11 protein-coding genes are annotated in these 13,011 nt (G+C 48.9%); 2 read left to right on the forward strand and 9 right to left on the reverse strand.

Annotation, left to right across the window (positions count from 1 at the left end; translation table 11 throughout):
* Positions 1-6 precede the first annotated feature (6 nt).
* Positions 7-804 carry an amidohydrolase gene (locus tag PHQ97_03425; GenBank protein ID MDD4391786.1) on the forward strand — a complete coding sequence of 266 codons (798 nt, stop codon included), beginning with the start codon at positions 7-9 and terminating at the stop codon, positions 802-804.
* Positions 805-963: 159 nt separating this feature from the next.
* Here the strand turns inward: PHQ97_03425 and PHQ97_03430 are convergent, their stop codons facing one another.
* The 9 genes from PHQ97_03430 to PHQ97_03470 all read right to left on the reverse strand — a co-directional run bounded on the left by PHQ97_03430 (position 964) and on the right by PHQ97_03470 (position 11,802).
* Positions 964-2,622, reverse strand: a complete 1,659-nt coding sequence (locus PHQ97_03430; GenBank protein MDD4391787.1) for an AMP-binding protein — start codon at positions 2,620-2,622, stop codon at positions 964-966.
* A 30-nt stretch (positions 2,623-2,652) separates the two neighbouring features.
* Complete coding sequence (locus PHQ97_03435; protein ID MDD4391788.1) at positions 2,653-3,207, reverse strand: XRE family transcriptional regulator; 555 nt, start codon at positions 3,205-3,207, stop codon at positions 2,653-2,655.
* 358 nt (positions 3,208-3,565) lie between these two features.
* Complete coding sequence (gene metF, locus PHQ97_03440; protein ID MDD4391789.1) at positions 3,566-4,453, reverse strand: methylenetetrahydrofolate reductase [NAD(P)H]; 888 nt, start codon at positions 4,451-4,453, stop codon at positions 3,566-3,568.
* A gap of 170 nt (positions 4,454-4,623) precedes the next feature.
* Positions 4,624-5,337 (reverse strand): thioredoxin family protein, encoded by a 714-nt coding sequence (locus tag PHQ97_03445; GenBank protein MDD4391790.1) that lies wholly within the window; start codon positions 5,335-5,337, stop codon positions 4,624-4,626.
* 186 nt (positions 5,338-5,523) lie between these two features.
* On the reverse strand, positions 5,524-7,227 hold the full coding sequence (locus tag PHQ97_03450) for a YgiQ family radical SAM protein (GenBank protein MDD4391791.1): 1,704 nt from the start codon (positions 7,225-7,227) through the stop codon (positions 5,524-5,526).
* Between the two features lie 125 nt (positions 7,228-7,352).
* The gene (locus PHQ97_03455; GenBank protein MDD4391792.1) at positions 7,353-8,006 is read right to left on the reverse strand and encodes a trimeric intracellular cation channel family protein; all 654 of its coding nucleotides are present in this window, start codon (positions 8,004-8,006) and stop codon (positions 7,353-7,355) included.
* A gap of 286 nt (positions 8,007-8,292) precedes the next feature.
* Positions 8,293-8,964 carry a chemotaxis protein CheR gene (locus PHQ97_03460; protein MDD4391793.1) on the reverse strand — a complete coding sequence of 224 codons (672 nt, stop codon included), beginning with the start codon at positions 8,962-8,964 and terminating at the stop codon, positions 8,293-8,295.
* A gap of 260 nt (positions 8,965-9,224) precedes the next feature.
* Positions 9,225-10,376, reverse strand: a complete 1,152-nt coding sequence (nspC, locus tag PHQ97_03465) for a carboxynorspermidine decarboxylase (GenBank protein MDD4391794.1) — start codon at positions 10,374-10,376, stop codon at positions 9,225-9,227.
* 196 nt (positions 10,377-10,572) lie between these two features.
* A complete protein-coding gene (locus tag PHQ97_03470; protein MDD4391795.1) occupies positions 10,573-11,802 on the reverse strand; it encodes a saccharopine dehydrogenase family protein in 1,230 nt (409 codons plus the stop codon).
* Between the two features lie 360 nt (positions 11,803-12,162).
* On the opposite strand from PHQ97_03470, the gene PHQ97_03475 reads away from it, so the two are divergent.
* Positions 12,163-12,897: an NAD-dependent deacylase gene (locus tag PHQ97_03475; protein MDD4391796.1), complete on the forward strand. Its 735-nt coding sequence runs from the start codon at positions 12,163-12,165 to the stop codon at positions 12,895-12,897.
* Positions 12,898-13,011: the final 114 nt, after the last annotated feature.

Raw genomic sequence — 13,011 nt, forward strand, 5'->3', positions numbered from 1 at the left:
AAATATATGCGTGATTTGAAGGTTACATTGGTTCAGACAGAGCTGATCTGGGAAGATGTGGAATCCAATCTGTCGATATTGACCCGGAAAATAGATTCGATCCAGGAGGATACGCAGCTGATTATCTTACCGGAGATGTTTTCAACCGCGTTCAGTACAAATGTGGAAAAGCTGGCAGAGGACATGAACGGACCGGCGGTTCGCTGGCTTCTGGATATGTCCCGCAGGACCGGTGCGGATATTGCCGGAAGTGTCATGTTGAAGGAAAACGGTTCGTATCTGAACCGGTTGATCTGGGCCAGGCCGGACGGCACATTTCTGACATACGACAAACGGCATCTGTTTCGCATGGGCAGAGAACACGATTATTACAGCGCCGGCAGCCGCCACCTTACCGTTGATCTGTCGGGCTGGAAAATCCGTCCGTTTATCTGCTACGACCTGAGATTTCCGTGCTGGATCAGAAACATTGAAAACGCATATGATATTGCAGTATTTGTCGCAAACTGGCCGGGAAAACGCTCGTTTCACTGGAACACGCTGCTGACGGCAAGAGCCATTGAAAATCAGTGCTATGTCATCGGCGTAAACCGGGTGGGGGTTGATGGCAAAGGTCTGGCTCACAGTGGCGATTCATGCATCATGGACTATTTCGGTGAAACTGTTTTTCAGCACTCATACAGTGAGTGCATCCACACGGCGGCATTGTCATATGAAAAGCTTCGGGATTATCGGAACAAGTTTCCGGCATGGATGGATTCGGATCCGGTCATGATAAAAACCGGCTCCGGCATTGAGGGATGATAATTTTGGACTCGATCGTAACGTCGGCCATATTGTCGCGGGCTTCGTTCCGCCCATTGCCGGCTTCTCCAGCACGATCCGGGGGATGCCTGAACCGGAGCGGCGGGGCTGAATGGTCGTGTCAGTCCCGCCGCTCCATCGGAAGGGGTATCTCGTCGATTACACCAGGCTGTCTTTTCCCCTGATTTCAACCCGACGGATTTTACCGCTGATGGTTTTGGGAAGTTCATCAACAAATTCGATAGTCCGGGGATATTTATATGGGGCCGTTACCCGTTTGACATGTTCCTGGAGCTCGTGGATAAGTTCATCACACGGATGATAGGCTTTGGTCAGCACCACGGTCGCTTTGACAATCTGTCCCCGTATCGGATCCGGAACTGCCGTGATGGCGCATTCAAGTACTGCGGGATGTTCCAGAAGCGCGCTTTCAACTTCAAAAGGACCGATGCGGTATCCCGAGCTTTTAATGACATCATCGGCACGGCCTATAAACCAGAAATAACCGTCTTCATCTCGCCATGCGTTATCGCCGGTATAATAGATATCATCATGCCAGACCTTTCGGGTCAATTCCCGGTCGCGGTAATAGCCGTCAAACATTCCCACGGGCCCGTGCCGGCGGGTATGGACCACAATCTGCCCCTCCTCGCCCACGGGGCACGATTCTCCGTTGTCATCGACAAGGTCAATCTCATACCCCGGTGAGGGTTTGCCCATGGACCCGGGTTTCGGGGTCATCCAGGGAAAATTGCCTATGGCTACCGTCAGCTCGGTCTGGCCATAGCCCTCCATCATCCTGATTCCGGTGGCTTTCAGCCATTGGTGATAGACCTCAGGATTTAAAGGTTCTCCGGCAATGACGCAATAACTGAGTTTTTCGAATTTAAACCGGGACAGATCTTCCTTGATAAAAAAACGGTATATGGTCGGTGGCGCACAAAACGTGGTGACCCCGTATCTGTCGATGACTTCAAGGAGTTTTGCGGGCTTGAATTTACAGAAATCATAGACAAATACCGCACTCCCGCAGAGCCACTGGCCATATATTTTTCCCCAGACGGCTTTTGCCCAGCCCGTATCGGCGACGGTCAGATGCAGCCCGTCTTTCTGAACATTCTGCCAGTATCCAGCCGTAACGATGTGGCCCAGGGGGTAGGTGAAATTGTGTTGAACCATTTTAGGCATGCCGGTGGTTCCGGAGGTAAAGTAAAGCAGCGATATATCCTGGTTCTGGGTCGCCTGATCGCCTGTGGGCCGCGCAAATTCGTCGGGGGCGGTTTCCATCTGGCTGCTGAAATTGATCCACCCCTTACGGTTTTTACCGATAACGGCTTTGAGTTTCAGTGCAGGGGATTTGGATTCCGCTGCCTCGATCTCCCGGCAAATGGTATCTTCATTGACCGTAACGATCATTTTGATATCCGCGGCATTGCTTCGGTAGGAGATATCCTTTGCGGTCAGCAGGTGCGTAGCGGGAATTCCGATAGCGCCGAGTTTGTGAAGCGCCAGCAGGCAGTACCAGAATTCATACCGGCGTTTGAGAACGAGCATGACCGGATCGCCTTTGCGGATGCCAAGCGATTGAAAGGCATTGGCGGTTTTGTTGACATGGATTCTCAATGCCTCAAACGTAATTTGTTTTTCTTCCCCCCTGTCGTTGCACCAGACAATGGCGCGTTTTTCCGGGTGCTGTTCAGCGATCCGGTCTACCACATCATATGCAAAGTTAAAATTATCAGGAATATTTATGCTGAAATTCTGGTAAAAATCTTCATAGGATTTGAAATCTGTTTTTGATAAATATTGTTTGATCATATGTTCCCTCATTATGGTTTTGGCGCGGGTCTATAGAATGATGGCCAAAAAATGAGCCGGTGAATTTCCCAATGCCTTCATGCCATGGCGATAAGTTGCGTCAAAAAACAGTGAATCGCCTTCATTCAGGATCAATTCGTGCTTATCGATCACAATTTTCATTTGTCCCTGGATCATATATTGAAATTCCTGCCCGGGGTGGGCATTGAAATGGATAGGGGAATCTTCGGCTTTGGGCTCAACGGTAACCAGAAACGGATCAGCCTTTCTACGGATGAAATTGTACCCCAGACTCTGGTATTTGTACTGTTCCCTGCGTTCAACACTGAGGCCCTGATTTTTACGGACCAGAGAATAAATATGAAGCTTGGGATTTTTTCCTGTTAACAGGGTCGTTATATCGATATTGAATTTGCCTGAGATTTTATGTAAAAAGCTGACGGGTATATCGGCTGTGCCGGACTCATACGCTTTATACCGTTCCACGGGTATATCAAACTCCTCGGCCAGGCTTGCAATGGACAGACCGGCTATTTCACGTAATTCGCGGACCCTCATTGCGATCTGTAAAATTTCTTCCGGCATGATTCAATTCTCCTTTTCTTATGAATGTGGTGGTTGAATAAAAAAAAATCCGTTACCGGCCCTTGAGGCTGATAACGGATTTTGAATTTTATCTGTTTGATGTTACGCCATTATCATACCCCATTTTCGCAGCCGATAATGATGCCGGCCACGAAAATGCTGATAATGCTAATTATGTTGATAATGGCTGTATCTGTTTTCATATTCAAACCTGTTTTAAATTTGTTTATCATTAGCAATGACGGAAGTAATTGTCAAACATAATCTGATAGGCATTCCATATAAACAGATATAACGTTCAGAGGGTGCTTTTCCGGTTGCCCACCCTTCAGGTACCCGCCTGACTGGTCCGTCCGGTTCAGCTTGCCAGTTGTTCAGAGTCCCTGACCCCGAGCGCTTCATAAATCTTCAGCGTGGCTCTGGCGGTGTTAAGCGTATAAAAATGGATTCCCCGTACATTGTTGTCGATGAGATCACGGACCTGTTCCGTTGCCCAGTGAATACCGACTTTTTCCACATAATCATCGGTTTGAGCCCGTGACAGCGCCTTTAAAAATGGGGCTGGAAAACGGGTGCCGGCGGCAAGCTCCGCCATTCTGGCCATTCCCCTTCGGGATAAAATCGGCATGATGCCGGCAATAATGGGAACATGAATTCCCGCCAGTTCACATCGTTCGCAGAAATCGTAAAAGTCCCGGTTATCAAAAAACAGTTGCGTGACAATATAGTCAGCGCCGGCATCAATTTTTGCCTTGAGATATTCGATTTCTTTCAGGCGGTTCGGCGTGGCGGGATGCCCCTCGGGAAATCCGGCCACACCAATTCCCATGTTCGGATAATGCGCCTTGATAAAGGATACCAGATCAGCCGCATGGCCAAATCCATCAGCGGCAGGAACGGCAATCCCCCCTTCCGGCGGGTCTCCCTTCAAGGCCAGAATGTTTTTGATCCCATGTTCGGAATACGTATCGAGGATGGAACGGATTTCGCTTTTTGTGGACCCCGTACAGGTCAGGTGTGAGACCACGGTTAAATCCGTTTCTTCATGGATGCGGATGACCAGGTTATGAGTTCGTTCCCGGGTTGATCCCCCTGCGCCATAGGTAACGCTGACATAGGAGGGCTTGAGCGGTATCAGATTGGAAATGGTTTGAAACAGTTTTCCCCATCCGGGCTCTGTCTTTGGAGGGAAAAATTCAAAGCTGAACGATATGGCAGTTGAATCGAGTATATTTTTAACTTTCATGGAAATCCGTCTTTTTAAAATGGGTATCAGAAAGGTTGCCGGTGAAGGGTTGGAAACAAAACTGACAACCTGGAATAAGGGCCTGTTCAAGAACGCTTGCTTACTATATCGTTATTAACAGGTTTTTCAACTTGAAATTTGATGGCCTTGAAAAAAGCCGTTTTTCTCCCTTAATCCTTCAACAATGCTTCCGCGCTGTATTCCAGAATTTTATTGACATATTCTTCCGCAGCCAGTGCGCCGTAAAAAGATTTTGTTTCATTCACCACGGTCATCGGTATCCCGCGGACGTTATACTCCTCTGCGATTTCCATGAACTCTGTGGCATCAATGATATCCACACTGAGCCTGTCACATGCGATTGCCAGTCTCAGGGCCAGTTTGGCTATCACAAGTGAATAGGGACATACGTCGGATAAAAACACTTTCAGGTGAGTGTCATGGTCAAGGGATTGAATTTTATCGATAATCTCCTGCGGCAGGCCTGATCTGCCCCGGGAGACAAATACAATATTTTCCAGAAAATTGGCGACCTCCAACCCGGTCGGGCATCCATAATAACGGATCCCGTAGTCCTTTTCCCCTATCATGACCAGCGCCGGTATTCCAAAAATTCCGTATTCCAGGGCTTTTTCCTTATTTATGGCGAAATTATACTCTTCATAACCAATTTTAGCGGTAACCGCTGCCACGCATTTAAACAGGCTCCTGGCCTGCTGGCAAAGAGTGATCGAGGCTTCACGGGTAAAAAATATGAGTTTTACATCATGCTCCAGATGACTGAATTTGGCTTCCACTGTTTCCATATCAATTCCGATCGGCTTGCAGGGAGGGACAACGCGCCGCTCCCCTTTGTAGACTTGACGTCGATCCTTTGAAATCATGGCAGAATCCTCCTTGAAAATTTTGCGCATAGGGTAACGGTCTGTGGTGTCATATAAATCGGACCGGCGGGGTGGCCGGATGAAATGATTTTGGAATGCATCTGCTAAAAGGATACGACAGCTGTAAATACGGCGTCAAGACTTATCAGGCATATCAACAGGAAAGAAGGGCAGTGGCAGAGACCGTCATCGTTCCCGTGCCCCTTTATTTTCGAACATGATGCGTTTCTGCTGTTCCTTCCGGCGGGGGTTTTTTTCCACATACACGGGAGCGCCGGTAAACGGGTCACGCTCCGTGTAATACATCAGGCTTGAATAGGTGGACGGCGTGGGGGTGAAAATCTGGATCTGTTCGGGATGAATTTTAAGCGTGTGGACAGCGAATGCGTTGAGCTTTTTCATATCCTGCTCCCGGCATCCGGGATGTGCGGCAATCAGGTAGTAGGTCAGAAACTGCTTTTTGCCGGCGGCACGGGTCAGATGATAGAACAGGTCTTTAAATTTGACCAGCGACGCGGTGCCGGGTTTTCCCATGGCCTTCAGAACAGGGTCTTCGCTGTGTTCCGGGGCCACTTTCATCTGGCCGGATACGTGGTGATCGATGATCTGCTTCAGATACTTTTCGCCGCTGGCGGTATCGGCCAGAATCAGGTCATAGCGGATGCCGGAGGATACAAATACCTTTTTGATGCCGCTTATCTGACGGAGGCGCTTGAGCAGCCGGATCTGAGGGCGGTGGTCGACCGGCAGCTGCGGACAGATCTCCGGGAACAGGCAGCGTTTCTGCCGGCAGCTGCCATGTTTCAGTTTTTTGGGGCATTCAAAGCCATACATGTTTGCGGTAGGGCCGCCTGCATCCTGAATGATGCCTTTAAAATCCGGGTGCTGAGACAGGCGCTGAGCTTCCCGGGCGATGGAGTCTTCGCTTCGCCATCGGATCGTGCGGCCTTCATGCACGGCGATCGCGCAGAAATTGCATTCGCCGTAGCAGCCCCGGTGGGTGCTGATGGAAAACCGGATGGTCTCAAGGGCTCTGACATCTCCCATTTTCTGATAGAAGGGGTGATGATTTCTTTCAAACTCCAGATCGTAGATTTCATCGAGCTCGTGTTGAGCCGGGTAAGGCTGCGGCGGATTCTGTATCAGGTACCGGGTATCCTGTTGCTGGCATAAACCGGTTGCAGTTACTGGATCACCGTTTTGGTAAAACGCATGAAACATGTCCGTAAAGGCCTTTTTATCAGCGGCTACCGCGGTATAAGAAGATAATTCGAGATACCCGGACCGTTTTTCTTTTGAGATATAACACAGACCCCGGATATCACGGATGTCCTTTTTCAGTTTCAGGTGCTCAGCCAGCTCAACGATGCTGCGTTCGGCCATTCCATAGACCAGCACATCGGCTTTTGCGTCGAACAGGATGGACCGGCGGATGCTGTCTGACCAGAAATCATAATGGGCGATGCGTCTTAAGCTGGCCTCAATTCCGCCAAGGACAATGGGGCAGGTGGACTTGAAACAGCGCCGGATCAGGTTCGAATATGCGATGACGGCACGGTCGGGGCGTCGGTTATTGACTCCGCCCGGCGTGAAATCATCTGATTTTCTCCATTTTTTCAGCGCCGTGTAATTGGACACCATGGAATCGACACAGCCGCCGGAAATTCCCCAGAATAAACGGGGCTCACCGAGTCTGCCGATATCGGTATTCGAATCCATTTGGGGCTGTGCAATGATGCCCACCCGGTAGCCTGCCTTCAGCAGTACTTTGCCGATAACCGACACCCCCACATGCGGGCTGTCAATGTAGCTGTCGCCGGTCACCAGGATGATATCAAGCGCGTCCCATCCCAGACGGCGCATTTCCGGAACTGTGGTCGGAATAAACATAGCAGATTTTATCGATGTGACAAGTTAAATTGAATTGAAAACCCATCATGGATGTTATGAACATCATGCCATGGGGTATGAATAATTCCAAGTATGTTAACACAGGAGACAGCCGGTGTATAAGGTTATTTTTTTCTTCTGGTTTTCCGATTCCGGGCAATGACGGAAGGCGATTCAGGCAGGCTTCGGACTTTGGGAAGATTAAGTTTGAATATCATGGCGACAACCCGGAGACCTGTTGTGATGACGATGGCAGAAAATAATTGAACCGGTTCCCCGAATTCGAGAGATTTCATGATAAAAAAGCAGCCCCCTCCGGCCAGGGCGGCAGTGGCATAAAAATCGGTACGGATGACCGCTGGGATTTCGCTGACGAGCATATCCCGGATCACTCCGCCGCCGGTAGCCGTAATGGCACCCATCATCATGATTCCCATGGGACCCAGTCCGTGGATAGCCCCTCTGGCGGCCCCTATTGCGGCAAAGGCCCCTAAGCCAACGGCATCGGCGACCATGACCAGATCCCATTGTTTCGCGATTTTCGGTGCGGATATGAACACAATCAGACCGCCCAGGATACAGATGAGCAGATAGGTTTCATCCTGAAAGGCGGCCGGGGGAGTGGATCCGATGATGACATCTCGGATCAGCCCGCCTCCCACACCGGTTGCAATTGCCAGCACCAGAACGCCCAGGATGTCCAGCTCATATTTGACGGCCCTGAAGGCTCCGGAAATCGCGAAAACAAATGTGCCAAAAATATCGAGGATATATATCATAAGTCGGGTACAGATTGCCGGTGAAGTATCGTTGCAAAATTCGTATCATCAGAGTCGACATCGCAAGCTTTCCGGACCTTACGTATGGGTCGGATGTTTTTCAGATGGGCACTGGAAGCTGCTTTTACGGCGTCGCAGATTTTTGTCCGTGACTCTTCAAAGATTTTTTTTGTCCCTGTTCTATATTTGTAATTTTTTCTCATTTTTTTCTATGTTAACAAATTTGTAAAACGGAAATAACGGTTTTTCCATCCTTCATCATTACGGGTTGTGCAACGATGGTGAATTACATTTTCTGGTAAATGGTCGGGGCAACCGAATCAAAGCGAGAATCAATTCCATTCAGGGTTTCAGAATGTCCGAGAAACAGATATCCGCCCGGCTTTAATTGATTGTAGAATTTGTTGATCAACCCTTGCTGCGTTTTTCGATCGAAATAAATGATCACATTCCGGCAGAATATAATATCCATCGGATTGTTGATGCCAAAATCATTGTCCAGAAAATTCAGCCAGCGAAAGGAGATGTATTTTCTGATTTCCGGAACAATGCGGTAATATCCTGCTTTGCTCCCGGTACCCTTCATCAGATATTTCCGCTTGAATTTTATCGGAATCGGTTTTACCGCCTCTTCGGGGTAAGTTGCATTTATGGCATCGGACAATACCCTGGTGGATATATCAGTGGCGAGGATTGAGAAGTCTATACCCGGATTTGAACTGATAAAATCCGAAAGGATCATTGACAGGGTATAGGGCTCTTCCCCACTGGCGCAACCGGCGCTCCAGATGTTCAGTTTTATACGACTGTTATATGGTTGTGCCCGGGTCATCCCTGGCAATATTTTTTGAACCAGATGTGTGAAATGTCCGGATTCACGGAAAAAATCCGTTTTGTTTGTTGTTACGGAATCAATCAGTTGGGTGAATTCTTCTTTTTTCCCCTGGGGGCTTTGCAATAAGTCTCAAAATATCAGGTAGCTTGACAAACAGACTTGAGTTTAAAAAAAAATAAATCGAAAATATAAATATACCTTATAAGCCTGATTGTCCATAGGGGAAACAATCCTGATTGTCCCAATGGATAATTTCTGATGCTCATCGGCCACACTTCAAAACTATGGCCGAAGTTGTGATTGAGCCATATTTTTTATACACCTTGAAGACGGGCAAGGTAATCGGACTTGCGAGATCCCGAAATCATCAGGATTGAATCGGTTTATGACAGGCGGTTTTTATAGTCTTCATAACCAAATTCCCGGATAATGGTGACATCGCCCGTTTCCGGGTTGAACACCCCGATGGACGGCAGGCGGATGCCGTTAAAGGTGTTGTTTTTCACCATGGTATAGTGGGCCATATCCAGGAAAATCAGTTTCGAACCCACGGTGAGCGGCTCTGAAAACGAGTAATCCCCGATAATGTCTCCGGCCAGGCAGCTCGGGCCGCCGAGCCGGTAGGTATATGCGAGGCGGCCGGGTTCATCGGCGCCTGCGATCTCAGGCCGGTAGGGCATTTCCAGCACGTCGGGCATATGGGTGGCTGCCGACGTGTCCAGAATGGCAATGGAGATGTCATTTTCAACGATATCCAGTACAGAAGATACCAGCACGCCCGTATTCAGCGCAATGGCCTCCCCGGGTTCGAGATAAACCTCTGTCCCGTACCGGCGCTTGAAGCCGGTAATCAGTTCGCAGAGGGCCTGAACATCGTAATCCGGACGGGTGATGTGATGGCCGCCACCGAAATTGATCCATTTCATCCGGGAAAACCAGGGGGCAAACCGCTTTTCGGCTGCCGACAGGGTCCGTTGCAGGACCCCGGCATCCTGCTCGCACAAACAATGAAAGTGGAGCCCGGATATGCCATCAAGGTCCTGCTCCTGAAACTGAGGCAGGGTGACCCCCAGCCGGGACTGCCGGTAGCAGGGGTTGTAGATGGGAACTGCCACCTCGGAATATTCCGGATTGATACGGATACCGCATTCGATATGCCCGGGTGCTTTTTTGACCATCGGTTTCAGACGTTTCCACTGGGAAAAGGAATTAAATACAATATGGTCGGCATAGTGAACGATTTGTTCAAAATGTGCATCGCTGTAGCCCGGGGCGCAGACGTGCACCTCGCCTGAAAATTTTTCATGGGAGAGCCGGGCCTCATCCACCGAACTGGCGCTGGTTCCGCTCAGGTATTTGCCGATCATCGGCGCAAAATGCCACATGGCAAAGCCTTTCAGCGCCATCAGGATTTTGCAGCCGGCTGATTGTTGAACATGGGACAGAATCTTCAGATTGTTTTCAAGTGCAACTTCATCTACCAGATAACAGGGAGTCGGTACTCTTTTGAGATCAATATTTTCAGTTTTCTGCATGAGTTTTGGCCATTCGTGCCCTGGGAAAAATTAATTATGCCTGGGTTGCGCCGGATTTCCGGATTTTGCAAACTCGCTTATCTTTTTCGTCTTCTATGGGTATCAAAGCGCACATACGACAAGTATGTACGCTCTGTGATACGCCTTGCAGACGGTCAAAAAGGCAAGCAAGACGGTGCAGTGTCTGCCGGAGCCTTTAGTCGATCCGGTTAAAAGCGTGTGATAAACCAGTGAAAAAGTTTGTTTCAGGATCCAGCTCCTGTTCGTTCCAGGGCAGTCCGTACTGATTCAGATCTTTCATAAAGGGGTCCGGATCGAATTCTTCAATATTGAATACGCCTTTGCCCTGCCAGGTGTTTGTAACAATCATTTTTGCGCCGATCATGGCCGGTACCCCGGTGGTATAGGAAACGGCCTGGGCCCCGACTTCTTTATAGCACAGTGCGTGATCGCATACATTATACACGTAATACTGCTTTTTCTTTCCGTCCTTGATACCGTTGATCAGGCAACCGATATTGGTCTTGCCCGTATAATTAAGGCCAAGGGAACTCGGAACCGGGAGCACTTCTTTGAGAAACTTCAGCGGTATAACCGGATGTCCCTCGTAATCCACCGGGTCGATCCGGGTCATGCCCACGTCCTGAAGCACCCGCAGGTATGTCAGGTACTGTTCGCCGAATGTCATCCAGAATCGGATCCGTTTGACTCCCGGAATGTTTTTGCAAAGGGATTCCATCTCCTCGTGATACAGCAGGTAACTTTCCCGATAACCGATTTGCGGGTAATCAAAGGGCAGATGCAGGGACATGGGATCAATTTCGATCCATTGGCCTTTTTCAAAATATTTTCCCCTCTGGGTGATTTCGCGGATGTTGATTTCCGGATTGAAATTCGTCGCAAAAGGATGCCCGTGGGAGCCGGCATTGCAGTCGAGGATGTCGATGGTGTTTATTTGATCAAAGTGATGCTTCTGAGCATGAGCGCAGAATACACTGGTAACCCCGGGGTCAAACCCGCTGCCCAGCAGCGCCATAATGCCCTTTTCCCTGAATCGGTCATGATATTCCCATTGCCATTGATAGCAGAACTTGGCTTCCTCCGGTGGCTCGTAGTTGGCGGTATCCAGATAGTGAACCCCGGTTTCCAGACAGGCATCCATGATGGAAAGGTCCTGATAGGGCAGGGCGATATTGATTACGATATCCGGTTTGAATTGATTGATCAGGGCCACGACCTGAGAAACGTCGTCCGCATCGACCTGGGCGGTCTCAATAGGCCGTTTAATCTGTTTTCTAATACGCTCGCATTTTTCAAGGGTTCGGCTGGCAAGACATATCCGGGTAAATACTTCTTCTGCTTGCGCGCATTTTTTAGTCACCACATTTCCGGCGCCACCGGCGCCAATGATTAAGACCGAACTCATAAGTTCCTCCTGTAAATAATTTCTGGTATTATAATATAAAATATTACCTTTGTTTAAGGCGGTAGAAAAAGCAGTGTGCCGTTCAGAACTGTCCGGTTTGCTGTTTCATATGAAGAGATCGTACAGTTAAATTTATAGCGGAAAAATATAAAAAATGCCAGTGAAAGTGCATAACCGGACCATCTTCTGGCAACAGATCTTGCAACGTTGGGGTTTATCTGGCCGTCGAGGTGTGCTAACCATAATTGATGAGATTTTGAATGGCGTTCCTGTGCTGTTGAAAATGATTCTGAATTCATGGAACAAGGTAATTCCGGTGAGGTGCTTCACCAGCGCATTCGAACAAACCTAGGGGGCATTATGTATCAACGAGCGGCAGATATTCTCAGGTCGGCAAAACGGGTTACGGCGTTTACCGGGGCAGGGATCTCCGTTGAAAGCGGTATTCCCACATTTCGCGGGAAGAGCGGTTTGTGGAACAGGTATGATCCCAAATTTCTCGATATCAATTATTTTTTAACGTTTCCGGATGAGTGCTGGGGCCGGATCAAAGAAATTTTTTATGATTTTTTCGGGCAGGCAAAACCCAACGCGGCCCATTATGCATTGCATGAGCTGGAGGCCATGTCTCTTCTGGATGTGGTCATTACCCAGAATATCGACAACCTCCATCAGGAAGCCGGCAATTCCACCGTGTATGAATATCATGGGACGGCCCGGTTTCTGGTCTGTATGGAATGCGGAAAAAAATATCATGTGTCGGAGGTGGATCTGATCAAACTGCCTCCGTGCTGCATATCCTGCGGCGGAATATTAAAACCGGACTTCGTCTTTTTTGGAGAAGGGATTCCCGAGCCGGCAAGTTCGATGTCAGCACTTGAAGCCGAAAAATCCGATGTGTTTTTATTGATTGGAACCAGCGGGAAAGTTACCCCGGCCTGCTACATTCCATACATGGCAAAGGAAAACGGCGCCAGGATAATCGAAATCAATACCGAGGCATCCGCTTACACCCATGCAATTTCGGACGTGTTCCTCAAGGGAAGAGCAACAGAGGTTATGGAAGCGTTGATGGAAACGCTGGAAGGGATGTAAGGGGCTGGAAGGGAAAAAGGTCGGGGACTTTTTGTAAGTTTATCTAAATAATGGGGTGATAAAGTCCTTGACAACGGATGGGATCGCCTATATATTCCAAATATAGAATATGGA

The organism is Desulfobacterales bacterium (genome assembly GCA_028704555.1).
In the GTDB taxonomy this organism is placed as follows: domain Bacteria; phylum Desulfobacterota; class Desulfobacteria; order Desulfobacterales; family JAQWFD01; genus JAQWFD01.